The 22,228-nt window shown below is 67.5% G+C and carries 23 protein-coding genes; 4 read left to right on the top strand and 19 right to left on the bottom strand.

Features of this window, described 5'->3' with window-relative positions; all coding sequences use genetic code 11:
- Window positions 1–39 precede the first annotated feature (39 nt).
- The 11 genes from ACX9MO_RS08630 to ACX9MO_RS08580 all read right to left on the bottom strand — a co-directional run bounded on the left by ACX9MO_RS08630 (window position 40) and on the right by ACX9MO_RS08580 (window position 12,496).
- Window positions 40–1,098: a branched-chain amino acid ABC transporter permease gene (locus tag ACX9MO_RS08630; RefSeq protein WP_462214231.1), complete on the bottom strand. Its 1,059-nt coding sequence runs from the start codon at window positions 1,096–1,098 to the stop codon at window positions 40–42.
- A complete protein-coding gene (locus tag ACX9MO_RS08625; RefSeq protein ID WP_462214230.1) occupies window positions 1,095–2,126 on the bottom strand; it encodes a branched-chain amino acid ABC transporter permease in 1,032 nt (343 codons plus the stop codon). The genes ACX9MO_RS08630 and ACX9MO_RS08625 overlap by 4 nt, the downstream gene beginning before the upstream one ends.
- Window positions 2,127–2,220: 94 nt before the next feature.
- Entirely contained in the window at window positions 2,221–2,946 is a 726-nt protein-coding gene (locus ACX9MO_RS08620; RefSeq protein ID WP_462214229.1) for an ABC transporter ATP-binding protein, read from the bottom strand.
- A complete protein-coding gene (locus tag ACX9MO_RS08615) occupies window positions 2,943–3,713 on the bottom strand; it encodes an ABC transporter ATP-binding protein (RefSeq protein WP_462214228.1) in 771 nt (256 codons plus the stop codon). The genes ACX9MO_RS08620 and ACX9MO_RS08615 overlap by 4 nt, the downstream gene beginning before the upstream one ends.
- Before the next feature lie 78 nt (window positions 3,714–3,791).
- On the bottom strand, window positions 3,792–4,964 hold the full coding sequence (locus ACX9MO_RS08610; protein ID WP_462214227.1) for a substrate-binding domain-containing protein: 1,173 nt from the start codon (window positions 4,962–4,964) through the stop codon (window positions 3,792–3,794).
- 206 nt (window positions 4,965–5,170) lie between these two features.
- Entirely contained in the window at window positions 5,171–5,911 is a 741-nt protein-coding gene (locus tag ACX9MO_RS08605; RefSeq protein ID WP_462214226.1) for an SDR family oxidoreductase, read from the bottom strand.
- Between the two features lie 12 nt (window positions 5,912–5,923).
- Window positions 5,924–7,369, bottom strand: a complete 1,446-nt coding sequence (locus tag ACX9MO_RS08600; protein WP_462214225.1) for an aldehyde dehydrogenase family protein — start codon at window positions 7,367–7,369, stop codon at window positions 5,924–5,926.
- Between the two features lie 19 nt (window positions 7,370–7,388).
- The gene (locus ACX9MO_RS08595) at window positions 7,389–8,975 is read right to left on the bottom strand and encodes an ABC transporter ATP-binding protein (protein ID WP_462214224.1); all 1,587 of its coding nucleotides are present in this window, start codon (window positions 8,973–8,975) and stop codon (window positions 7,389–7,391) included.
- The gene (locus ACX9MO_RS08590; protein WP_462214223.1) at window positions 8,975–9,832 is read right to left on the bottom strand and encodes an ABC transporter permease; all 858 of its coding nucleotides are present in this window, start codon (window positions 9,830–9,832) and stop codon (window positions 8,975–8,977) included. Before ACX9MO_RS08590 ends, ACX9MO_RS08595 begins: the two co-directional genes overlap by 1 nt.
- The gene (locus ACX9MO_RS08585; RefSeq protein ID WP_462214222.1) at window positions 9,829–10,776 is read right to left on the bottom strand and encodes an ABC transporter permease; all 948 of its coding nucleotides are present in this window, start codon (window positions 10,774–10,776) and stop codon (window positions 9,829–9,831) included. The genes ACX9MO_RS08590 and ACX9MO_RS08585 overlap by 4 nt, the downstream gene beginning before the upstream one ends.
- A 235-nt stretch (window positions 10,777–11,011) precedes the next feature.
- The gene (locus ACX9MO_RS08580) at window positions 11,012–12,496 is read right to left on the bottom strand and encodes an ABC transporter substrate-binding protein (RefSeq protein ID WP_462214221.1); all 1,485 of its coding nucleotides are present in this window, start codon (window positions 12,494–12,496) and stop codon (window positions 11,012–11,014) included.
- Window positions 12,497–12,900: 404 nt separating this feature from the next.
- On the opposite strand from ACX9MO_RS08580, the gene ACX9MO_RS08575 reads away from it, so the two are divergent.
- The gene (locus tag ACX9MO_RS08575) at window positions 12,901–13,449 is read left to right on the top strand and encodes a helix-turn-helix transcriptional regulator (protein ID WP_462214220.1); all 549 of its coding nucleotides are present in this window, start codon (window positions 12,901–12,903) and stop codon (window positions 13,447–13,449) included.
- A gap of 184 nt (window positions 13,450–13,633) precedes the next feature.
- The gene (locus ACX9MO_RS08570) at window positions 13,634–14,746 is read left to right on the top strand and encodes a histidine kinase dimerization/phosphoacceptor domain -containing protein (protein WP_462214219.1); all 1,113 of its coding nucleotides are present in this window, start codon (window positions 13,634–13,636) and stop codon (window positions 14,744–14,746) included.
- Between the two features lie 43 nt (window positions 14,747–14,789).
- Here the strand turns inward: ACX9MO_RS08570 and rpe are convergent, their stop codons facing one another.
- Together rpe and ACX9MO_RS08560 are read right to left on the bottom strand one after the other, a co-directional pair.
- Window positions 14,790–15,479, bottom strand: a complete 690-nt coding sequence (gene rpe, locus ACX9MO_RS08565) for a ribulose-phosphate 3-epimerase (RefSeq protein ID WP_462214218.1) — start codon at window positions 15,477–15,479, stop codon at window positions 14,790–14,792.
- A 94-nt stretch (window positions 15,480–15,573) separates the two neighbouring features.
- Window positions 15,574–16,515, bottom strand: coding sequence for a class 1 fructose-bisphosphatase (locus ACX9MO_RS08560; RefSeq protein WP_222490723.1), 942 nt, complete (start codon window positions 16,513–16,515; stop codon window positions 15,574–15,576).
- 239 nt (window positions 16,516–16,754) lie between these two features.
- Between ACX9MO_RS08560 and ACX9MO_RS08555 the strand changes: the two genes are divergently transcribed.
- Window positions 16,755–17,606, top strand: coding sequence for a methylated-DNA--[protein]-cysteine S-methyltransferase (locus ACX9MO_RS08555; RefSeq protein ID WP_462214217.1), 852 nt, complete (start codon window positions 16,755–16,757; stop codon window positions 17,604–17,606).
- Between the two features lie 148 nt (window positions 17,607–17,754).
- The gene (locus tag ACX9MO_RS08550; RefSeq protein WP_222490725.1) at window positions 17,755–18,405 is read left to right on the top strand and encodes an OmpA family protein; all 651 of its coding nucleotides are present in this window, start codon (window positions 17,755–17,757) and stop codon (window positions 18,403–18,405) included.
- Between the two features lie 119 nt (window positions 18,406–18,524).
- Here the strand turns inward: ACX9MO_RS08550 and ACX9MO_RS08545 are convergent, their stop codons facing one another.
- Genes ACX9MO_RS08545 through ACX9MO_RS08520 form a run of 6 tightly spaced genes read right to left on the bottom strand, consistent with a single transcriptional unit; the run spans window position 18,525 to window position 22,224 of the window.
- Window positions 18,525–18,971 (bottom strand): GNAT family N-acetyltransferase, encoded by a 447-nt coding sequence (locus tag ACX9MO_RS08545; RefSeq protein ID WP_462214216.1) that lies wholly within the window; start codon window positions 18,969–18,971, stop codon window positions 18,525–18,527.
- Window positions 18,968–19,378, bottom strand: a complete 411-nt coding sequence (locus tag ACX9MO_RS08540) for a Na+/H+ antiporter subunit G (RefSeq protein WP_462214215.1) — start codon at window positions 19,376–19,378, stop codon at window positions 18,968–18,970. The genes ACX9MO_RS08545 and ACX9MO_RS08540 overlap by 4 nt, the downstream gene beginning before the upstream one ends.
- Window positions 19,375–19,653, bottom strand: a complete 279-nt coding sequence (locus ACX9MO_RS08535) for a K+/H+ antiporter subunit F (RefSeq protein ID WP_222490727.1) — start codon at window positions 19,651–19,653, stop codon at window positions 19,375–19,377. Before ACX9MO_RS08535 ends, ACX9MO_RS08540 begins: the two co-directional genes overlap by 4 nt.
- The gene (locus tag ACX9MO_RS08530) at window positions 19,650–20,153 is read right to left on the bottom strand and encodes a Na+/H+ antiporter subunit E (protein WP_222490728.1); all 504 of its coding nucleotides are present in this window, start codon (window positions 20,151–20,153) and stop codon (window positions 19,650–19,652) included. Before ACX9MO_RS08530 ends, ACX9MO_RS08535 begins: the two co-directional genes overlap by 4 nt.
- Complete coding sequence (locus ACX9MO_RS08525) at window positions 20,153–21,823, bottom strand: monovalent cation/H+ antiporter subunit D (RefSeq protein ID WP_462214214.1); 1,671 nt, start codon at window positions 21,821–21,823, stop codon at window positions 20,153–20,155. Before ACX9MO_RS08525 ends, ACX9MO_RS08530 begins: the two co-directional genes overlap by 1 nt.
- Entirely contained in the window at window positions 21,820–22,224 is a 405-nt protein-coding gene (locus ACX9MO_RS08520) for a Na+/H+ antiporter subunit C (RefSeq protein ID WP_222490730.1), read from the bottom strand. Before ACX9MO_RS08520 ends, ACX9MO_RS08525 begins: the two co-directional genes overlap by 4 nt.
- Window positions 22,225–22,228: the final 4 nt, after the last annotated feature.

Here is a 22,228-nt window from a genome sequence, read left to right as displayed (position 1 = left end):
CCCGCGCCCCTCCGGTCCCCCGGCGGGCGCGTTCCTCCTCTATCTCCCGTCGCGCAGCCTTCCCACGATTCCGGTCGGAAAGAAATAGACCGAGAGGATGAAGAGCAGCCCGAGCCAGAGCAGCCAGCGGTCGGGCGAGAGCAGCGCGGGCAGGATCGGAAGCCCCTCGAAGGCGCCCTCGGCCAGACCCATCAGTTCCTGCAGGTAATTCTGCGCCACGACGAAGAGCGTGGCCCCCAGCACGGCGCCATAGATCGTGCCCATGCCCCCGATGACGACCATCAGCAGGATATCCAGCATGATCTCCATCGAGAGCACGGTGGAAGGCCCGACATAGCGCAGCCAGATCGCGTAGAGCGCCCCGGCAAAGGCCGCGATGGCGGCGCTCAGGCAGGTGGCGGCGACGCGGTACTGCACCACGCGATAGCCGATCGCCTCGGCGCGGAAATCGTTCTCCCGGATCGCCTGCAACACCCGGCCGAAGGGAGAGTTCACCACGCGCAGCAGGAAGAGCACGCCCACCAGCGACCCTGCGAAGACCACGTAGTAATTCAGCAGCTTGCCGTTCATCCGCACGCCGAAGACCGGCTCGTCCATGAACTTGAACGCGGGCGTCAGGGCGCGCGGGATCTGGTAGTTCAGCCCGTCCTCGCCCCCGGTGATCTGCGACAACTGGCTCACCAGCACCGCCACGGCGGAGGCGACGGCCAGCGTGATCATGGCAAAGAAGATCGCCCGGACGCGCAGCGAGAAGAGCCCGATCAGGAAGGCCGCCGCGATGGCCGCCACACTGCCTGCGCCGATGCCGAAGGCCAGCGCCCCCCAGCTCCGCCCGAGATACTCGCAGGAGAGCGCGACACCATAGGCCCCCATGCCGAAGAACATCGTATGGGCAAAGCTGACGATCCCGCCGTACCCCAGCAGAAGGTCGTAGGAGGCCACCAGCAGGATGAAGACACAGATCCGCGCCGCGGTATCCAGCGACCGCGTGCCGGGAAAGAGGAAGGGCGCAAGCGCGAGACAGACCAGCACCGCCAGCAGCAGGAGCGAGAGCACGCGGGACCGGGGCGCATCGCCCGAAAGAAGCGTCGCGATCATTTTGCCTTCACCACCGGGATCATGCCCATCGGGCGCCACATGAGGATCGCCACCATCAGCCCGATGTTGGAGATCAGCGCCACCTTGGGCTCGAGAAAGGCGATGTAGTTCTGCAAGAGCCCGACCAGAAGCGCCCCGATGAAGCAGCCCTCGACTGAGCCAAGCCCGCCGATGATCACCACGATGAAGATCAGGATCATCACCTCCTGTCCCATGTGGGCGGTGATCAACTCCTGGTACATGCCCCACATGACACCGCCCAGACCGGCCAGGGCCGAGCCCGCGATGAAGACGCCCACGAAGACGAGCCGCAGCCGGTAGCCCAGTGCCTCGACCATCTCGCCGTTCTCGACGCCCGCGCGCACGATCAGCCCGATCTTGGTCCGGCGCAGCACGAAGCGCATGGCGAGGAACAGTACCAGCCCCACGCCCACCGCCAGCAGCCGGTATTTCTCGATCGCGGCCCCGGCAAAGGTCAGCCCGCCCTGCAGCGTCTCGGGGCGGCGGATGAAGATCTCTTCCGGTCCCCAGATCACGACGATCAGCTGCTCGATCACGATCAGCCCGCCCATGGTGACGAGGATCTGCTTCAGGTGCGCGCCATAGACCGGCTTCACGATGACCTTCTCGAAGGCCCAGCCGACACCGCCGGTCACCACCATCGCCGCGATGGCCGCGGCTCCCATGGCCAGCAGGTTCAGCACCAGCGAGGGGGCCCCTGCCATGCCGCCCAGCCAGATCAGGACCGAAACGCCCACGAAGGCCCCGATGGAGACAAAGGCCCCGTGGCCGAAGTTGATCACGTCCATCAGCCCGAAGACCAGCGTCATCCCCGAGGCCATGATGAAGATCATCATCCCCATGGCCAGCCCGCTCACCGTCAACGTCAGCCACGACGAGGTCGCCGGGATCGCCAGGTAGCCCAGCAGGACCATCACCGGCACCAGCAGCACCGGGGCCCAGGGTTCCAGCCGCTCGGCCAGGCTCTTGCGCGCCATGGTCGGCGCGTGATCGGGCGCAAGGCTCATGCCGCGCCCCCTATCCCGAACCGCCAACCGCGCAGCGGCGCGCCGGCCCTCTCATCCACTGTTCCCAAGTATCCCCGCCGGAGGCCCGAAATCTTCAATGCCCGCTCTCCATCGACAGCCCCATCAGCCGTTCCTGCAACCCGGCATCCCCGGCCAGTTCCGCCATTTCGCCGCTCCAGATCACCCGTCCGTCGTCCATCACCGCCACCAGATCTCCCAGCGCGCGCGCCACGGCAAAGTTCTGCTCCACCAGCAGGATCGAGGCACCGGCCTCCTTCAGCTCCCGCAGGGCGCGGGCCATGGTGGTCACGATGGCCGGGGCCAGCCCCTTGGTGGGCTCGTCGATCAGGTAGAGCCTGCGCTCCTCGATCATCGCCCGCGCGATGGAGAGCATCTGTTTCTGACCGCCCGACAGCGTGCCCGCGGGCCCTTTCCAGAAGGTGCGCAGCGGCGGGAAGGCCTCGAAGATCCAGTCGCGCCGCGCCGGGTCGATCCGGCCCGAGACGGCAGCGAGGACCATGTTCTCCTCCACCGTCAGGTCGCCGAAGATGCCCATGTTCTCGGGCACGAAGCCGATGCCGGACCGGGCGATGGCCGGGGTCGGCCGCGCGGTGATGTCCGCACCGTCAAAGGTGATCCGCCCGGCCTTGGCGCGCCAGTGGCCCATGATCGTGCGCAGCGTCGTGGTCTTGCCCACGCCGTTGCGCCCCAAGAGCATGGTCACCTTGCCGCGCGGCACCTCGAGGTCGACCCCCTGCAGGATGTGATACTGGGCAATATCGGTCTGCACGCCTTCCAGACGCAGGATCGGATCGCTCATGCCCCCAGCTCCGCCAGATCGCGGCCCATGTAGGCCTCCTGTACCACGTCCGAGGCCATGACCTCCGCGGGCGCCCCGTCGGCGGCCAGTGCCCCGTTGTGCAGCACGATGATCCGGTCGGCCAGGGTGCGGATCACGTCCATCTTGTGCTCGACCAGAAGGATCGTCCGGTCCTTCTGCGCCTTCAGCTCGGCAATCAGGTCCAGCACCACGGGGGCCTCGTCCACGGACATGCCCGCGGTGGGCTCATCGAACATGTAGACCAGCGGATCGAGGGCGATGAGCAGCGCCACCTCCAGCTTGCGCTGGTTGCCGTGGGACAGCGCGCTCACCTTCTGCCCGGCCTGTGCGGTCAGCCGAACCCGGTCCAGCACCGCCTCGGCCCGCTCGGTCAGGGCAACCTGCGAGGCGGCGGTCGAGAGGATCGAAAAGCCGCGCCGCGCCTTCGACTGGATCACGAGGCGGACATTCTCCAGCACCGTGAGATCGGGAAACAGGTTGGTCAGCTGGAAGGCCCGGCCGACCCCTGCGTGGCAGCGGGCCGAGACGGAGGCGCGGGTCACGTCGCGCCCCGCCAGCATGACCCGCCCCTCGGAGGCCGGGATCTGACCCGAGATGAGGTTGAAATAGGTCGTCTTGCCCGCCCCGTTCGGCCCGACGATGGCCGTCAGCTCGCCGGTGCGAAAGGCACAGGTCACGTGATCCACGGCAACGTGGCCGCCGAACCGGACCGTCAGGTCATGGGTCGTGAGGATCTCGTGCGTCATGAGGGGACCGCCGCAGGGAGAGGGCATGAAAAACGGGCGCCGGAAGCAGCACCGGCGCCCTCAGCACTCGTTAAACCACTAGTTGCGCACCGGGATCGGCAGGTCGTCGATCGTGAGCTCGCGCACAAGCTCAGGGATGGCCCAGTCAACGTCGTCCTCGACCTTGATCTTGAAGTGATACATGGACTGGAGCGCCTGGTGGTCTTCCGGGCGGAACATCATCTTGCCCTTGGGCGTCTCCCATTCCATGCCTTCCATGGCGGCGATCAGGTCCTCGGTCTCGGTGGAGCCCGCCTTGCGGATCGCCTCCACGATGGCGAGACCGGCCGCCATGCCACCGGCAGTGAAGAAGTCGGGCGGCGCGCCGAAACGGGCCTCGTGTTCCTTCACCAGCCAGTCATTCACCGGGTTCTTGGGGCTCTCGTAGTAGTAGTAGGTCGCCCCCTCCATGCCGGGGAATTCCTTGTAGGCCGAAAGCGCGGCGAGGATGTTGCCCCCGGTCGCGATCTCGATGCCGAAGCGCGACGGGTCCATCGCGTTGACCTTGGACATCGGGTTGTTGGCCCCGGCCCAGATCACGAAGAGCTTCTTCTCCCCGTCGAGGTCCTTCATCGCGTTGAAGATGCGCTCCGCCGCCGCCGTGAAATCGGTGGTGTCCGTGGGCACGTATTCCTCGTGCACGATCTCGGTGCCGCTGCCCTCCAGTGCCTCCTTGAAGGCAGAGATCCCGTCGCGGCCGAAGGCATAGTCCTGCGCCAGCGTCGCGATCTTCACGTCGTCGCCCGCCAGCGCGATGGCATTGGCCACGGCATCCTGCGAGGAGTTGCGCCCGGTGCGGAAGATGTAGCGGTTCCAGTCGCTGCCGGTGATCGAATCCGCCACTGCGGGCTCCACCAGCAGGATCTTCTCGTATTCCTCGGCCACCGGCAGCATCGCCAGCGCCACGCCGGAGGAGACAGGGCCCACCGCGATGTCGGCGTCATCGTCGCCGAAGGCCTCTTCCAGCAGGGCCTTGCCGTTCTCCGGCTTCATCTGGGTGTCTTTCTCGATCACGACGATCTTCTCGCCGTTGATCTCCATGGTCCCCTCGGTGGCATATTCGAGGCCCATCATTAGCCCGTTGTGGGACTGGGTGGCATAGGCCTCCAGCGGGCCTGTCTTGCCGTAGATATGGGCGATGGTGATCTCTGAATGGCCGGCCGTCGCCAGGCCGAGCGCCATCAGGGCGCCGACCGCTATGGTAGTCTTCATGGATGTCCTCCCGAACGTGAATCTGCCGCCCTCCCGCGGCGCTCTTCCGTCTTCATTCGATGGTGAGGGGCACCGATAGCCCTGTCAACACGGCATTTTTCGACCGGGAACGAATCTTTCCCGACGTTATCCGGCCTGAAAAGCAAACCGCCGGGCAATCGCCCGGCGGTTGATCTTATACTCGGATGTATGCGTCTGAACCGGGCTCAGATGCAGCGCCCGCCGTCCACTTCCATGCAGACGCCCGTCACCATCGAGGCCTCGTCCGAGGCAAGGTAGAGCGCCGCGTTGGCGATGTCCTGCGGCGTCGAGAAACGCCCGATCGGGATGGTGGAGAGGAACTTGGCCCGCACCTCGGGCGTGTCCTGCCCCATGAAGCTTTTCAGCAGGGGCGTCTCGCCTGCCACAGGGTTCACCGCGTTCACCCGGATCCCGAAGGGCGCCAGTTCCACCGCCATGGCCCGGGTCGCGGTGTTCATCCAGCCCTTGGTGGAATTGTACCACGTCAGGTTGGGCCGCGGGCTGACCCCGCCGGTGGAGGCGATGTTGACGATCGACCCCGTGCCGCGTGCCTTCATCTTGGGGACGAGCACCTTGGCCAGCAGGTAGACCGACCGGCAGTTCACGTTGAACACCCGGTCGAACTCCTGCTCCGTCACCTCGTCCATCGGTTTCGGCAGATGCGTCGTGCCCGCGTTGTTCACGAGGATATCGACCGGGCCGCAGTTGCGCTCGGCCATGCCGACCATGATCGCCACGGCCTCCGGGTCCGCGACGTCCGCCTCGCAGTAGATGCCGCCGATCTCCTTGGCGACGGCCTCGGCCGCGTCGCCATTCAGGTCGGCCACCAGCACCTTGGCGCCCTCCTCGGCGAACCGCTTGGCGATACCCGCCCCGAAGCCCGAGCCCGCCCCGGTGACGATGGCCGTCTTGCCCTCAAGTCTCATGATCACTCCTCCTCAGCCGTGATAGGCCGCAACGGTCTTGAGCGAGGTGAAGGCATAGAGCGCCTCGAACCCCTTCTCGCGCCCGTGGCCCGATTTGCCCGTGCCGCCAAAGGGCAGTTCCACGCCCCCCGCCGCGCCGTAATTGTTGATGAAAACCTGACCGGCACGGATCGCCTTGGCCAGACGCATCTGCCGCGCCCCGCTGTCGGTCCAGACCGAGGCGACGAGGCCATAGTCGGTGCCGTTGGCAATCGCCACGGCCTCTTCCTCGCCCTCGAAGGGGATCACCACCTGCACGGGGCCGAAGATCTCCTCCTGCGCCAGCTTGTGTGCCCCGGTCGCGCCCGCAAAGAGCGTCGGCGCAACGTAGTAGCCGCCGCCCGGCAGGTCGCCCAGCTTGGCCTGACCCGCCACCTCGAGGTCGGCACCGTGGCCCATGAAGCCCGAGACGATGCCCTGCTGCTTGGCCGAGATCAGCGGCCCCACGTCGAGGTCATCCACCGCCCGGCCCACCCGCAGCGCGTCATAGCGTTCGGCCATCCGGGCCACGACCTCGTCATAGCGCGACCGTTCCACGAGAATGCGCGACGAGGCCGAGCAGGTCTGGCCGCAGTTCTGGATGCCTGCGTTCACAAGGAAGGGCAGCGCCGCCTCGAGGTCCGCATCGGCAAAGACCACCTGCGGGGACTTGCCCCCCAGTTCCAGCGTCACCGGGATGACATTGTCGGCGGCGGCCTTCTGCACGGCGATGCCCGTGCCGACCGAGCCGGTGAAGGAAATGTGGTGGATGCCCGGATGGCCGGTCAGCGCCGCGCCCGCCTCGGCCCCCAGCCCCGGCACCACGTTCAGCGCACCCGCCGGCAGCCCGGCCTGCAACGCCAGATCGGCAAAGGCCACGGCCGTCAGGCAGGCATCCTCCGCCGGTTTCAGCACGCAGGCGTTGCCCGTGGCCAGCGCCGCGCCGATGGAGCGCCCGATGATCTGCATCGGGTAGTTCCACGGCACGATATGGCCGGTCACCCCATGCGGTTCGCGCAGGGTATAGACGGTGTAGCCGTCAAGGAAAGGGATCGTCTGCCCGTGCAGCTTGTCCGCCGCCCCGCCGTAGAATTCGAGGTAGCGCGCCAGCGCCACCGCATCGGCACGAGCCTGTTTCAGGGGTTTGCCCACGTCCGCGGCCTCGATGGCGGCCAGCACGTCGGCCTTCTCCAGCACCATCTGGCCCAGTTTCATCAGCAGGCGGCCACGCTCGAACGCGGGCGTCTGGCCCCATGCGCCGCGATGGGCCGCCTCTGCCGCTGCCACGGCGGCGTCGATGTCCTGCGCGGTGCCGCGGGCGATCGCGCCGATCTCCGCCCCGGTGGAGGGATCGTAAAGCGGCAGCGTGCCACCGCCGGCGGGGGCCGTCCACTCACCGCCGATCAGGCATTTCGCGGGGTCGAACCAGAGCTCTTTCATGGGGTCTTCCTTGAAGTGATCAGGCCTCTTCCGGCAGCCGGGGGGCCGCGGCGATCAGGGCCTTGGTATAGTCATGTTGCGGCGCGTCGAAGACCTGCGCCGTGGGGCCGCGCTCGACGAATTCACCGGATTTCATCACCAGCACCCGGTCGGTGATGGCCCGCACGACGCTGAGGTCGTGGGAGATGAAGAGATAGGTCAGCCCGAACCGCTTGGAGAGGTCCGCCAGCAGGTCGAGGATTTGCGCCCGCACCTGCACATCCAGAGCCGAAACCGCCTCGTCGAGAATGATCAGGTCAGGCTTGATGATCAGCGCCCGCGCGATGGCGATCCGCTGGCGCTGCCCGCCGGAAAACTCGTGGATGTACTTGTGCTGGTCCTCCGGCGACAGCCCGACCGAGGTCAGCGCCTCGGCAATCGCCGCCGCGCGCGCCGCCCCGGTGGGGGGCGCGTCAAGCAGGTGGAAGGGTTCGGTCACGAGGCGCGCAACCTTGTGGCGCGGGTTGAAGCTGCCGTAGGGATCCTGGAAGACGACCTGCATCCGGCGGCGCACCGCGCGGTTGGCGGCATGCCCTGTAAACACCGGCTGGCCGTCGAACAGGATCTCGCCACCCTGCACCTGCTCCAGACCCAGAATGGCCCGTGTCAGGGTCGATTTTCCGCAGCCCGACTCGCCCACGAGGCCAAGGCTCTCTCCCCGTTTCAGATCGAAGGACACGCCCTTGACCGCCTGCACCTGCCCCGGCGCGCCGAAGAGCGTCTTGCGCGGCAGCGAATACGCACGGACCACGTTGCGCACGGTCAGCAGGGGCTGTTCGGTCGTGCCATCCTCGCGGTCGGGCGCATGGGTCGAGGCGGCCAGCAGCGCCTTGGAATAGGGATGCTGCATCGTCTCGAACAGCGTCGCGGCGGGCCCGGTTTCCACCACGCGGCCCTTTTGCATGATCACGATGTCATCGGCCATGTCCGCCACCACGGCGAGGTCATGGGTGATCATCAGCATCCCCATGCCGTCCTCGCGCACCAGCCGCGTCAACAGGGCAAGGATCTGTGCCTGCGTGGTCACGTCCAGCGCCGTCGTCGGCTCATCCGCGATCAACAGCTTGGGCCGCAGGGCGATGGCCATGGCGATCACCACGCGCTGCCGCTGGCCGCCTGACAGCTCGTAAGGGTATCGGCTGAGCGGGAAGCGGTCCTCGGGCAGTTCAACCCGGTTCAGGGCCTCGCGCGCCCGGGCCATCGCCTCGGATTTCGAGACCTTCTCGTGGATCAGGATCGTCTCGGCCACCTGCTCGCCAATGGTGCGGATGGGGTTCAGCGCCGTCATAGGCTCCTGGAACACCATGCCCACCTCGTTGCCGCGCAGGCGGCACAGCTGCGCCTCGCTCAGGCTCAGCATGTCGTGGCCGTTGAGCGTGACCTGCCCGCGCGCCTGCGCGCCTTCGGGCAGCAGTTGCAGCACGGTGAAGGCGGTCATCGACTTGCCCGAGCCGCTTTCCCCGATCACGCCGACGATCTGGCCGGGCGCGACCGAGAGGCACACGTCGCGCAGGATGGGCGCACCGTGAATGTCGAGGTCGAGGTTGGAGATCTCCAGCAGGCTCATCAGCGTCCCCGCCGCAGTTTAGGGTCGAACATATCGCGCAGACCGTCGCCCATGAGGTTCAGGCCAAGCACCGTCAGCAGGATCGCGAGACCCGGAAAGAGCGCCATGTGCGGGGCGAAGGAAATCATCGTCTGGCTCTCGGCCAGCATCCGGCCCCAGGACGGGATCGGCGGCTGCGCGCCAAGACCGACGTAGGACAGGCCCGCCTCGGCCAGAATGCCCAACGAGAACTGGATCGTGCCCTGCACGATCAGCAGGTTCGCGACGTTGGGCAGGATATGCTCGAACGAGATCCGCGCCGATCCCTTGCCCGCGACCCGCGCCGCAAGGATGAAATCCCGCTGCCACAGGGCCAGCGCGCCCGAGCGTGTCAGGCGGGCGAACACGGGGATGTTGAAGATCCCGATGGCGATGATCGCATTGACGGCGGAGGGGCCGAAAATGGCCGTGATCATGATCGCGATCAGCAGCGAGGGGAAGGCGAAGACAAGGTCATTGCCGCGCATGATCACCTCGTCCAGCAGGGTGCCCTTGCGGGCCGCGGCCCAGAGGCCGAGGGGCACGCCGAAGAGCATCCCGATCCCCACCGCGACGATGGCCACGGCGATGGAGGTGCGCGCCCCCACCATGATCATCGACAGGATATCCCGCCCGAAGTGATCGGTGCCGAAGGGATGCGCGGCGGAGGGTGGCTTGATCTTGTTGGCGATGTCCACGCCGTCCACGGCATAGGGCACCCAGAGGAAGGAGATCAGCGCTGCGGCGGCAAAGACGACAGTGAGCGCGCCGCCGATCAGCAGGTTGCGGTTGCGCAGCATCTGCGCGCCGAGGCTGCGTTCTGTCACGGCGGTGCTCATGCGCGGGCCCTCAGCCGGGGGTCGACGAGGGCATAGGCCAGCTCGACCATGAAGTTCACGAGGACCACGGCGAAGACCAGCAGCATGACGACGCTTTCCACCACGATCAGGTCACGGGCCGAGATCGCCTGGAAGATCATCCGCCCGAGGCCGGGCAGGAAGAAGACGTTCTCGATGATGATCCCCCCCGCCAGCAGGAAGGAGAACTGCATCCCGATGATCGTCAGCACGGGGATTAGCGCATTGCGCAGCGCATGGCGGCGCAGGGCCTGCCCCTTGGTGAGACCCTTGGCGCGGGCGGTGCGGATGAAATCCTCGCTCAGCGTGTCGAGCAGGGCCGAGCGCATGACCCGCGCGAGGATCGAGGCCTGCGGCAGGGCCAGCGCGATGGCCGGCAGGGTCAGCGCCTTGAGCGAGAGCCAGAAGCCCTTGTCCCAGCCCGGGAAGCCCCCGGCCGAGAACCAGCGCAGGTTGATGGCAAAGACCAGCACCATCAGCATGGCGAACCAGAAGTTCGGGATCGCCACACCCAGTTGGGTCACGCCCATGACGGTCACATCCGCCGCCTTGCCGCGCCGGGCCGCGGCCCAGATGCCCGCCGGGAAGGCGATCACGGTCGAGAGCGTCAGGGCGTAGAGCGCCAGCGGCAGCGAGACCCAGAGCCGCTCTCCGATCATCTCGGAGACGGATGAGCGGTAGGTGTAGGAGGTGCCGAAGTCCCCCCGCAGCATCCCGCCGACCCAATCGGCATAGCGCTCCCAGAGCGAGCCGTTCAGGCCCAGCTCATCGCGCAGGGCGGCCAGCGTGTCGGGCTGGGCATTGAGGCCCAGCATATAGGCCGCCGGATCGCCGGGCAGCACTTCGATGGCAAGAAAGATCACCACCGAAGCCACCGCGAGGCTGACGCCCAGCGAGAGGAGGCGGGAGAGGGTGTAGCGCAACATACGGGTCGGACAGGTCTTCTTCTGGGGGCGGGTCAGGGACCCTTTGAGAGAGAAAAGGATCCGCCGGGCGGGGGCCCGCGCGGCGGATCAGTCGGGGTTCAGGGGCGGCCTTGGCGGGCCGCTTTGATCACGTGCAGCCCCGAGGGACTGCGGGAATTGCTTGCGGCCCCGAGGGGCCGAAGGGGACGGCCGGCCCGGGACCGATGCCCAAGGCGTGACCGGCCCCGGGACCGCGTCAGTTGGCCCAGTGCACGGCAGTCAGGTCCACCGCCGGGGTCGGCATGTTCACCCAGAGCCCCTCGACCTCGGTCTTTGCGACCGTCAGCAGGGCCATCTGGAACAGGAAGCCCGCGACGTAGTCCTCGGCCAGCATGGTCTGCGCCTGCTTGAAGAGCTCGGAGCGCTGCGCCGGGTCCGCGGTGACGGACAGCTCCTCGATCACGGCTTGGAAGTCGGCGTTGTCGTACTGGGTGTAGTAGTCGGGGCTGGCGAGGCTGCCGATATCCATCGGCTCCACGTGGCTGACGATGGTCATCCCGTAGTCCTTGCCGCGGAAGGTGGTTTCCAGCCACTGCGCCCACTCGACGTTCTCGATCTGGGCCTCGATGCCGACCTGCCGCAGCTGGGCCGCGATGATCTCGCCCCCGCGCCGGGCATAGGACGGCGGCGGCAGGGTCATCTTGAGCCGGATCGGCAAGGTGACGCCCGCCTCTTCCAGCAGCGCCTTGGACTTCTCGGGGTCATAGTCCGACAGGCCCGTCAGGTCGACGTAATCGGGGTTGTGCGGCGGGAAGAAGCTGCCGATCGGGGTGCCGTAGCCGAACATGGCACCGTCGATGATCTCCTGCCGGTTGATGGCATGGGCGACGGCCTCGCGGACGCGGACATCGTCCAGCGGCGGCAGCTTGTTGTTCATGGCGAGGATCGTCTCGCCCTCGGTCGACCCGGCGAGGACCTTGAAGCGCGGGTCCATGTCGAACTGCGGCAGGTTCTCGGGCGCGGGGAAGGAATAGAAGACATCCACGTCCTCGGCCATGACGGCGGCGAAGGCTGCGGTCGGGTCCGAGATGAACTTGAAGGTCGCCTCGTCCAGAACGGCCGGGGTGCCCCAGTAGTCCGGGTTCTTCACCAGTTCGATCCGGTCCCCCTGCACCCAGTCCGCGAACTTGAAGGCGCCGGTGCCGTTCGGCGTGGTCTGCAGCGTGTCTGCGCTTTCCGGCGCCACGATCACCGCATCGCCCCAGGCCATGTTGAAGAGGAAGCTGCCGGTCGGCTTGGAGAGCGTCACCACAACGGTCAGCGGATCGGTGACCTCGACCGTGTCGATGGCGGCAAAGAGCCCCTTCTGCGGGTTGGTGCTGTCCTCGGCGCGGGCCCGGTCGAGGCTGAACTTCACGTCCTCCGCATCGAAGGCAGAGCCGTCGTGGTAGGTCACCCCCTCGGCGAGGTGGAAGGTATAGGTCAGCCCGTCCTCCGAGATGTCCCACGAGCGGGCAAGGCCCGGCACGACGGAGCCATCGGAGGCAAAGCGAGTCAGCCCCTCGTAGACGTTGGAGTAGAGCACGCTGTCGATGGCGGCAGCGGCCGCGCTCGTGGGATCGAGGTGCGGCGGCTCCAGCTGCATCGCTACGGTCAGACTGCCATCGGCCTGCGCGGCGCTCACGGCACCGGCGAGGGCCAGCGCACTCACCAGACCGGTGCGGAAAGGTTTGAACATCATCGGGTTACTCCCTGTTGTCTCCATGCGACCCTTGTAGACGGGCCGTCAGGCGTTGTCGCCGCGCGCGTGGGGCAGAGTGGCGATGCTCCTTTCCGCGCGGATTCCATCCTGTCGTCGATGCCGACATATTTCCCCGGTTCTCCGGACAGATCCAGCACCCCCGAAGGGCCGTCCCCCTGAACCTTTCCTGATCCCCTCCCCGGCCTGCGCCGCGGCGGTCTTCGCAGCGCCCCTGCCCGGGGAAGCGGCATCCTCCTCATGCCGCCTCCCCCGCATCATGGGCACATCCTTGCGCCCGGCCACCCTCGGGCGGCGTTTTCGGTCTGGCGCAAGATGCTGAGCGCAAGCTACGGTATCAATACCGTAGTTTCACGGTACAGTTCACACAACCCGGAGCAGAGGCCATGATCCCCGAAGATTTCGCCGAGGCCGCCTTCGACATGGCGCCGGTGGGCATCGTGCTGGCCCAGCATCGGATCATCCGGGCCTGCAACCTGACCTTCGCCAGCATGATCGGGGTAAAGCGGGCAACGCTGCTCGGGCGCAGCTTCCGGGTGCTCTACGAGGATGACGCGGAATTCGCCCGGCTGCGCGACGTGGGCCTCGCGGCGCTCCGCGGCGGCGGGTCCTATACCGACCAGCGGATCCTGCGTCGCACCGACGGCAGCCGCTTCTGGTGCCGCTTCCGGGCCCGGACGCTGGCCCCCGACGATCCCCTGTCGCGCATCGTCATGACCTATGCGCCCCTCGGCGACGCCCGACCGGGGCCGGAGCTGACACCGCGCGAACGCGACGTGATCTCAGGCCTCAGCCGGGGCAGCACCTCGAAGCAGATCGCCCGTGACCTCGGCCTGTCGCCCCGCACGGTGGAGGACGTCCGGGCCCGCCTGCTGCGCAAGTTCAAGGTCCGCAACGCGGCAGAGCTTCTGGCCCGGTTGACGGGTCCCGGTTAACCATTTCTGCCAGTCGATGAGCAGCAGAGCGCCCATGGCCTTGCACCTATGGTCCCCCCCGGTGTTAACTGGTAGCCCTGAACATCGTGTTCTTATCAGTGCTCTTTACGGCCCGCCGGTTTTCGGTCTGGTGCCCCGGTTTCCCACCATGGCCAAAGGCCCAGTTCCACTCGAAAGTCCCGGGATGAAAGCGCAACCGCATCCACAACAAGCCGCACGCCTGCGTGTCTTGCAGTCCTACGGGATCCTCGACACGCCGCCCGAGGGCGCCTTCGACGAGGTCGTCACTCTCGTGGCCGAGATCTGTGAGTGCCCCGTGGTCCTGATCTCGCTGGTCGAGGAGCACCGCCAGTGGTTCAAGGCCCGCGTCGGCATGAGCGCCAGCGAGACCGACATGGAGCGGTCGATCTGCGCCCATGCGATCCTCGACGGCGATTTCCTCGAGATCAACGACACGCTGTCCGACCTGCGCACGGCGGATAACCCCCTGTGTATCAAGGACGATTCCATGCGCTTCTACGCGGGCGCCGTGCTGAAGAGCGACGAGGGCCTGCCGATCGGCACGCTCTGCATCCTTGACCGCAAGCCCCGCGTCCTGACCGATCTGCAGCGGCGCACCATGCGGGTGATGGCCGATCAGGTGATGGCGCAGCTCAACCTGCGACGGGCGCTCAACACGGCTGACGTGCTGCGGCGCGAGGTCGATCACCGGGTGAAGAACTCGCTCCAGTCGGTGACGGCGATCATGCGGATGCAGTCGCGTCACACGCTGGAAGAGACCGTGCGAGAGGCGCTCGATACCGCGCGTATCCGGATCGAGACCGTGGCCGCGCTGCACGAACAACTCTACCTGACCGAATCCGGCGCGCAGATCGACGTGGCCCGCTTTGCCGAGAATGTCTGCATCCTGCTGGGCCGCTCCGCCCCCGAGACGGTGACGATTCGCGCCAGTTGCGACCCGCTATGGGCGGGATCCCGCAAGGCGGCCTCGATCGGGACGATCCTGAACGAATTCGGCACCAACGCGATCAAGCACGCCTTCCCCGACGACCGCCCCGGCGTGGTCAGTTTCGAGCTCCGCTCGCTCGGCGGCGGTATGGCTCAGTTGAGCTGCTCCGACGATGGCGCCGGGATGCCGGAGGGCGCCGACGACGGGCACGGGCTGGGGCTGAAGGTGCTGCGCGCCTCGGCCCAGCAACTCGGTGGCGACCCGGTGCTGGAGACCGGCCCCACGGGCACCCGCGTCAGCGTGGTCTTCCCGGTCAGTGACGAGCCCATGGAAAAGGCCGCCCAGTAAGGCGGCCTTCCGAAAACTCCTGGCGAAAACTCTTGGCGAACGCTCAGACCAGCGTGTCGCAGGCGGTGCGGATCGCGCGGATGTTCTCGCCGTAGGGCGCGGGGTCCTTGACGCTGCCGCCCTTGAAGACGGCCGAGCCCGCGACCAGCACATCGGCCCCCGCGGCCCGCATCAGCGGCGCGGTCTGGGGCGTGATGCCGCCGTCGATCTCGATATGGATCGGACGGTCGCCGATCATGGCGCGCAGGCGGCGCACCTTCTCGACCTGGCTTTCGATGAACTTCTGCCCGCCGAAGCCGGGGTTCACCGTCATCACGCAGATCAGGTCCACCATGTCGAGGAGGTAATCCACCGTCTCGGCGGGCGTGCCCGGGTTCAGCGCCACACCGGCCTTGCAGCCTGCGGCGCGGATCGCCTGCAGCGTGCGGTGGATGTGGGGGCCGGCCTCCACGTGGGCGGTGATCACGTCGGCGCCCGCATCGGCGAACGCGTCGATATAGGGATCGACCGGCGCGATCATCAGGTGGACGTCCATGACGGTCTTGATGTGCGGCCGGATCGCCTTCACCAGCGGCGGGCCGAAGGTGAGGTTGGGAACGAAATGCCCATCCATCACGTCGACATGGATCCAGTCGGCCCCCTGCGCCTCGACGGCCTCGATCTCCTGACCGAAGTTGGCGAAGTCGGCGGACAGGATCGACGGGGCGATCTTGAGCTTGCGGGAAAAGGTCATCTGAACCCTCCGTGACCATATGAGGTAGCGTTGGGCCTCATATAAGAGGCCCTCCGCCATAAGCGAAGGGCCAATCTCGGAACCGTGCGGCAGGTCAGCCGTGCAGGCGGGCGATCTCGTCGACTTCCTCGGCCGAGCCGAAGACCAGCGGGCGTCGCTCGTGCAGCTCGCCGGCCTGAAGCGAGAGGATCGGCGACTTCCCATCGGTGGCCTTGCCGCCGGCCTGTTCGATCAGGAAGGCCATGGGCGCGACCTCGTAGACCATCCGCAGGCGGCCCATGTCGTATTTCGGGCGCGCGTCGCCGGGGTAGAGGAAGGCGCCGCCGCGCGACAGGATGCGGTGGGTTTCCGCCACCAGCGAGCCGACCCAGCGCATATTGAAGTTCTTGCCACGCGGGCCGGTTTCCCCCGCTTCGCAGGTCTCGATGTAGGCCTTCACCGGCGCGAACCAGTGACGGCGGTTGGAGGCGTTGATCGAGAATTCCTTTGTCGCCACCGGGATCGTCATCTTGTCGGAGACGAGGGTGAACTCCCCCTTCGCCGGGTCGAGGACGAACATCAGCGTGCCCGCGCCGAAGGTGATCATCAGGCCGGTCTGGGGGCCGTAGACGATGTAGCCCGCGGCGATCTGCTCCGACGCCGGGCGCAGGAAGCTCTCGTTCGCGCCCCCTGCGGCCTCGAAGATCGAGAAGATCGTGCCGATCGAGACGTTCACGTCGATGTTGGAGGAGCCGTCGAGCGGATCGATGGCCAGGGCGTAGCGGCCGCCCTCGTCGAGCGTCAGCACCGTCTCCTGCTCTTCAGAGGCGTAGTATTTCACGCCCGCCGGTTTCAGCGCGGTCTCGAACATCTCGTCCGCCAGCACGTCCAGCGCCTTCTGCTGGTCCCCGTCCGAGTTCTCGCCGACGCCCGCGCCGAGGCTCTGGCCGAGCGGGCCGCGCGCGATGACGGCGGCAAGGTCGATGCCCGTGGCGCAGAGCGCCTCGATCACCGGGGCGAGGTCGGACGGCAGATGCTTGGGGTCGATGGCGGGCATGATACGCTCCGTGCTGAAAAGGGTTACCGGGGTTATTCCATATCTCGGCGGGGTCCCCAATGGGTTTTCGACCTGCGCCGCAGGCTTCGGCGGAGGGAGGGGGGCTGTCTGCCCCCCGGCGCGTCCCGCGCCGCCCCCCGAGGATATTTGTGAAACGAAAATGCGCAGGAAACGGGTCGCTGGAGGCCGGGGGCGGGCGTAGGATCGGGGACGACGGCGCAAGGAGTGCGAGGTGCGGCATGGATGGATCGGTGGACGGGATGGAAGGGCGCTATGCCTACGGCGTGATGCAGCGTGCCATTGCCGAGATCGACGCGGCGGAGGCGCCGCTGTCGCTCGAGGTGCTTGCGGGGCGGATGGGCATGTCGGCGGCGCATTTCCAGCGCCTCTTCTCGGCCTGGGTCGGGGTCTCGCCCAAGCGGTATCAGCAGTACCTCGCCCTCGGACAGGCCAAGGCCCTGCTGGAGGCGCGGTTCACCACGCTGGAGGCGGCGCTGGCCACCGGGCTCTCGGGCACCGGGCGGCTGCATGACCTCTTCCTGCGGTGGGAGGCGATGGCGCCGGGGGATTATGCCCGCCGGGGCGCCGGGCTGACGATCCGCTGGGGGCTTTTCGACAGCCCCTTCGGCGAGGTGCTGGCCATGGGGACCGACCGCGGGCTCTGCGGGCTGGGCTTCGTGGAGGACACGGCGGGCGCGAACGATGCCGCCATGGCGGACCTCGCGGGGCGCTGGCCAGAGGCGACCTACGTCGAGGATGCCGCCGCGCTGGCGGGCTGGGTCACCGCCGCCTTCGGACAGGCGGGCGAGGCGCGGCTGCACCTGATCGGCGCCCCGTTCCAGATCAAGGTCTGGGAGGCGCTGCTGCAGGTGCCATCGGGGCAGGTCACCACCTATTCCGAGATCGCCCGCGCCGTGGGATCGCCGCGCGCTGTGCGCGCCGTGGGCAGCGCGGTGGGGCGCAACCCGGTCTCCTTCCTGATCCCCTGCCACCGGGCCCTGCGCAAGAGCGGGGCCCTGGCAGGCTATCATTGGGGGCTGGAGCGCAAGCGCGCGATGCTGGCCTGGGAGGCGGCCAGACGGGAGGCGTGACAAGGGGTTAGCCCGCGACCGGGGGCGCGCGGCCGGATCACGTCGGCGGGAACCTGCCGATCCTCACGGGCTCGTGCGTTAGCCTTTCAATGGCTCTGCTATAGCTGTGGCTGAGCAGTTTTCGCATGACTAACCAAAAGAGGTCCCCATGCAGATCGTGAACAAATCCCTTCTCGCGCTCACCGGCGCATCCGTGCTTTTCATCGCCGGCTGTTCCGAGATGAACCAGGACGACGGCTACCGCAACACGCGGACCGGCGCCGGCACCGGTGCCGCGCTCGGGGCGGCCCTGGGCGCCCTGGTGTCCGATGACCGGGGCAAGGGTGCCGCCATCGGCGCCGTGGCCGGTGGCCTGGCAGGGGCCGCCTATGGCTCGATGCTGGACAAGCAGGAAGCGGAGCTGCGTGGCTCGCTGGGCGATGACGTGATGATCACCAACACCGGTGACCGCCTGATCGTGACCATGCCGCAGGACATCCTCTTCGCCACCGACAGCTCGACCCTGCGGGCGGACCTGACCACCGACCTGCGCACCGTGGCGCGCAGCCTGAACAACTACCCCGACACCACCGTGCAGGTGATCGGCCATACCGACAACACCGGCGATGCGAGCTACAACCAACAGCTCTCGGCCCGCCGCGCGAACTCGGTGGCGGATATCCTCGTCTCCTCGGGCGTGTCGTCGAGCCGCGTCGTGGCCTTCGGCCGTGGCGAAGACCAGCCGCGCGCCTCGAACCTGACCCCGGAAGGCCGGGCGCAGAACCGTCGCGTGGAAATCGTGATCCTGCCGAACAGCTGATCGGCGCGGAAGTCAGGACAGTAGTCAGGACAGCAATCAGGACGGGGGCCGGCCATCGCGCCGGCCCTTTTTCGTGTCCGTCTTATGCTGCCGAGACAGGTCGCAGGGGCGCTGCGCCCTCACACCGGGCCGGGCGCCCATTCGTAGAGGATGTCGAGCGGCTCTTCCCCGGTCTGGCGGAAGCCCTGCGCGCGGTAGAAGTCATTGGCAGGGCTCCCGCGCAGGGCCATCAGGCGCAGCGGGAGGCCGGCGCTGCGCGCCCTGTCCTTGGCGTGCTCCACGGCGGCACGCCCCAGCCCGCAGCCCTGATGCGCCGGGGCGAGGTAGAGGTGATCGAGATAGAGGTGATCCGGCCGGACCCGCAGAACGAGGAAGCCCGCAACGGCGCCCCCGACGAGGCAGACCTGCGTGGCCCCGGGATCGAAACTGTCTAGGAAACGGGTCCGGGCGCGTTCGGGATCGAAGCGGCCGATGGCTTCGAGCGAGGGGCGCATCGCGGCGACCCTCAGTTCGGCCAGGCGGGGCCCCTCGGCCCGCGTGGCGGGCCGGAGGTGCAGGGCGGTCATTCCGCCGGTGTCGCGCTCGGCTGGTCGGGCCTGCCCGCTTCGAGGTCCTCGGGAGGCGTGTCCAGCGTGGCCCAGACATCATCCTTGGGCGGCGGCGGCGGGTCCTGCGCCATCTCGCCCCGGTGCAGGTGCACCTTGGCGATGAACAGGGCCGAAATCGGTGCCGTCACGAAGAGGAAGCCGGTGATCAGCAACTCGTGCAGCGAGCCTTCGCCACGCCAGAACGACAGCAGCATCGAGGCGATCAGGATCGCGCCGACCCCCAGTGTCGAGGCCTTGGTAGGAGCGTGCAGCCGGGGCATCGGGCGGTTCAGCTTGATCAGGCCGATGGAGCCGACCAGCGTGAAGACACCGCCGATGACGATGCAGAGGGCCACGATGGCCTCGATGATCAGGTCCATGGTCATTCGATGATGTCCCCCCGCAGGGCGAAGCGGCAGTAGGCCACGGTCGAGACGAAGCCCAGCATCGCGATGATCAGCGCCGCTTCGAAGAGCAGCTGCGTCCGGCCCGCGATGCCGATCAGCACGATCAGCGCCACGGCGTTGATCGACAGCGTGTCGAGCGCCAGCACCCGGTCGCCCAGCGTGGGCCCCGCAATCAGGCGCAGCATCGTCAGCAGGAGCGAGACGCCGAGACAGCCGTAGGTGAAGAGGAGGGCGAGGTCGATGAGGTCGATCATTCGAAAATCTCCTTCAGGCGGCGTTCGTAGCGGTTCTTGATGTCATCACGCACCGCGTCTGGATCGGGCGCGTCGAGGGCATGGACCAGCAGCGCGTGGCCCTCGTCCGAGAGGTCGGCCGAGACGGTGCCGGGCGTCAGGGTGATGGTCCCCGCCAGCATCGAGATCGCCTCGGGCGTCTTCACGTCCAGCGGGACGAGAACCCAGGCCGGCTGCAGCGAGGCGTTGCTCTTGAACAGCACGATATAGGCCACGATGCAGTTCGCGACGATGATGTCCCAGATCACCAGCAGCACGTAGCCGGGCAGCAGGTGGGGTTTCTTCATGTGCGGCCGGTCGGGCCAGTAGGGCGCGATGAAACCGGGGATCAGCAGGCCGAGGATCAGGCCGAAGACCACGGTGCCGAGGCTGACGTGGTTCTGCAGCAGGCACCACGACACCACCAGCAGCACGGTCAGCAGCGGATGGGGCAGGATGCGGCGGGCGAGCTTGCGGGGCATCAGTGGCTCTCCTTCTGCGTCTTGGTCGCGGCGTCCTCGGCGGTCACATGGGCGTCGTCATGGGCATCGTCCTGCCCGTGGCCGTCGCCATGGTACTCGATCTTCTTGCCGGGGGTCTCCAGCACCGTCGCGATATAGGGCGCCGGGTCGAAGAGCTGCGCCGTGGTGGCGCTCAGGTAGCGGGTCAGCGGCCCGGCCAGCACGGTCATCGCCACTAGAAGCGCGATGAAGCCGCCGATGGCCACCATGGGCAGCGCCGGTTCATGGGCCGGCGGATCATGCGGTTCGTCCGCACCCTGCTGGTCCTCGGGGTCCTCGACGGTGGAGGCATGGGCCTCGTCCACCTGGTGCGATTTCCAGAACACGGTGGAGCCGGCGCGCGAGAAGCCCACCACCGCCAGCAGCGAGGAGGTCAGGACCACGCCCCAGACCCACCAGACCAGCGGGCCTGCGGTGGCGGCCTCGAGGATCATCAGCTTGCCGAGGAAGCCCGAGAGCGGCGGCAGGCCGGTCATCGCGATGGCCGAGACGAAGAACAGCCCCGCCACCAGCGCGCCACCGGGGAAGGTGGGCGCGGCTTCCAGCTTGGCCGCATGGGCGCCACGGCGGTCGCGGACCACGTCCACGATGAGGAAGAGCGCGGCGGTCGCGAAGGTGGAATGCACCGCGTAGTAGAGCGCGGCGGCGATGCCCTCGGGGGTGAAGACCGCGACCGAGGCCAGCAGCATCCCCATCGAGCCGATCACCGCGAAGGCCACGGTGCGATCCAGCCGCCGGGTGCCCAGCACGCCGATCATCCCCAGCGCCAGCGTCATCAGCGCGGCAGGCAGCAGCCAGGTGTCGAAGAGGCCCTGGGTGACGGTCAGGTCGGGCGGGAAGACGAGGGTGTAGAACCGGATGATCCCATAGGCGCCGATCTTCGTCATGACGGCGAAGAGCGCTGCGACGGGGCCGGGGGCCTCGGCATAGCTCGACGGCAGCCAGAAGTGCAGCGGCAGCAGCGCGGCCTTCACGGCGAAGACCATGAGCAGCAGCACCGAGGCGACCCGCAGCCCGGCGGTATGTTCGATCCCCGGCGTCGACAGCCGCACGGCGAGGTCGGCCATGTTCAGCGTCCCGGTCTCGGCATAGAGCGTGCCGAGCGCGAAGAGGAACAGCGTCGAGCCGAGCAGGTTGTAGAGCATGTACTGCAGGCCCGCGCGGTAGCGCGCCGTGCCGCCGGAATGCAGCATCAGGCCGTAGGAGGCGATCAGCAGCACCTCGAAGAAGACGAAGAGGTTGAAGGCGTCGCCGGTCAGGAAGGCGCCCATGATCCCCATCATCTGGAACTGGAACAGCGCGTGGAAGTGCCGCCCCCGCGTGTCCCAGCCGCTGCCGATGGCATAGAGCAGGATCAGCGGCGCGATCAACGCGGCCAGCAGGATCATCAGCGTCGACAGGCGGTCGCCCACCAGCACGATGCCGAAGGGGGCCTGCCAGTCGCCCAGCTGGTAGAGCAGGATCGTGCCGTCGGAGGCCTGCCAGAAGAGCCCCGCGGCAATCGCCAGCACCAGCAGCGAGCCGGTCAGCGAGAAGACCCGCTGCAGCCGCAGGTGGAACCGCGCGGCCAGCACGATCAGCGCGGCCAGAACGGCGGGAATGACGATCGGGGTGATCAGCCAATGGGTCATTGCAGCGCCTCCCGGGTTGCGCCGTCACCGGGACGGGGGGCGTCAGGTTCATCCACGCGGCCGCTGTCGGGCTGGCCTTCCTCGCGCTGATTGACGTGGTCGTCATTGGCCGAGAGGTAGGAGCCGAGCGCGATCATCACCACCACGGCGGTCATCCCGAAGGAGATCACGATGGCGGTCAGGACCAGCGCCTGCGGCAGCGGATCGGTATAGGTCTCCACCCCGTCGCGCAGGATCGGGGCCTGGTTCACGGCCAGCCGCCCGGTGGCGAAGAGGAAGATGTTCACGGCGTAGCTGAGCAGCGAGGTCCCGATGATCACCGGGAAGGTCCGCAGGCGCAGTACAAGGTAGACGCCCGCGGCGGTGAGTACGCCTACGGCGCTGGCGACAAGCAATTCCATATCG

It is taken from the genome of Pseudooceanicola profundus, from assembly GCF_054919315.1.
Note: the sequence above shows the minus strand (reverse complement) of the source record. Positions and strands in the feature narration are given on the sequence as shown.

Coding starts and splice junctions, on each gene's coding strand:
- ACX9MO_RS08550 (WP_222490725.1), top strand. CDS start 17,755: ATGCAGATCGTGAACAAATCCCTTCTCGCGCTCACCGGCGCATCCGTG.
- ACX9MO_RS08620 (WP_462214229.1), bottom strand. CDS start 2,946: ATGAGCGATCCGATCCTGCGTCTGGAAGGCGTGCAGACCGATATTGCC.
- ACX9MO_RS08545 (WP_462214216.1), bottom strand. CDS start 18,971: ATGACCGCCCTGCACCTCCGGCCCGCCACGCGGGCCGAGGGGCCCCGC.
- ACX9MO_RS08535 (WP_222490727.1), bottom strand. CDS start 19,653: ATGATCGACCTCATCGACCTCGCCCTCCTCTTCACCTACGGCTGTCTC.
- ACX9MO_RS08605 (WP_462214226.1), bottom strand. CDS start 5,911: ATGAGACTTGAGGGCAAGACGGCCATCGTCACCGGGGCGGGCTCGGGC.
- ACX9MO_RS08585 (WP_462214222.1), bottom strand. CDS start 10,776: ATGTTGCGCTACACCCTCTCCCGCCTCCTCTCGCTGGGCGTCAGCCTC.
- ACX9MO_RS08530 (WP_222490728.1), bottom strand. CDS start 20,153: ATGCCCCGCAAGCTCGCCCGCCGCATCCTGCCCCATCCGCTGCTGACC.
- ACX9MO_RS08630 (WP_462214231.1), bottom strand. CDS start 1,098: ATGATCGCGACGCTTCTTTCGGGCGATGCGCCCCGGTCCCGCGTGCTC.
- ACX9MO_RS08595 (WP_462214224.1), bottom strand. CDS start 8,975: ATGAGCCTGCTGGAGATCTCCAACCTCGACCTCGACATTCACGGTGCG.
- ACX9MO_RS08600 (WP_462214225.1), bottom strand. CDS start 7,369: ATGAAAGAGCTCTGGTTCGACCCCGCGAAATGCCTGATCGGCGGTGAG.
- ACX9MO_RS08555 (WP_462214217.1), top strand. CDS start 16,755: ATGGATGGATCGGTGGACGGGATGGAAGGGCGCTATGCCTACGGCGTG.
- ACX9MO_RS08560 (WP_222490723.1), bottom strand. CDS start 16,515: ATGCCCGCCATCGACCCCAAGCATCTGCCGTCCGACCTCGCCCCGGTG.
- ACX9MO_RS08590 (WP_462214223.1), bottom strand. CDS start 9,832: ATGAGCACCGCCGTGACAGAACGCAGCCTCGGCGCGCAGATGCTGCGC.
- ACX9MO_RS08610 (WP_462214227.1), bottom strand. CDS start 4,964: ATGAAGACTACCATAGCGGTCGGCGCCCTGATGGCGCTCGGCCTGGCG.
- ACX9MO_RS08540 (WP_462214215.1), bottom strand. CDS start 19,378: ATGACCATGGACCTGATCATCGAGGCCATCGTGGCCCTCTGCATCGTC.
- ACX9MO_RS08625 (WP_462214230.1), bottom strand. CDS start 2,126: ATGAGCCTTGCGCCCGATCACGCGCCGACCATGGCGCGCAAGAGCCTG.
- ACX9MO_RS08580 (WP_462214221.1), bottom strand. CDS start 12,496: ATGATGTTCAAACCTTTCCGCACCGGTCTGGTGAGTGCGCTGGCCCTC.
- rpe (WP_462214218.1), bottom strand. CDS start 15,479: ATGACCTTTTCCCGCAAGCTCAAGATCGCCCCGTCGATCCTGTCCGCC.
- ACX9MO_RS08575 (WP_462214220.1), top strand. CDS start 12,901: ATGATCCCCGAAGATTTCGCCGAGGCCGCCTTCGACATGGCGCCGGTG.
- ACX9MO_RS08525 (WP_462214214.1), bottom strand. CDS start 21,823: ATGACCCATTGGCTGATCACCCCGATCGTCATTCCCGCCGTTCTGGCC.
- ACX9MO_RS08570 (WP_462214219.1), top strand. CDS start 13,634: ATGAAAGCGCAACCGCATCCACAACAAGCCGCACGCCTGCGTGTCTTG.
- ACX9MO_RS08520 (WP_222490730.1), bottom strand. CDS start 22,224: ATGGAATTGCTTGTCGCCAGCGCCGTAGGCGTACTCACCGCCGCGGGC.
- ACX9MO_RS08615 (WP_462214228.1), bottom strand. CDS start 3,713: ATGACGCACGAGATCCTCACGACCCATGACCTGACGGTCCGGTTCGGC.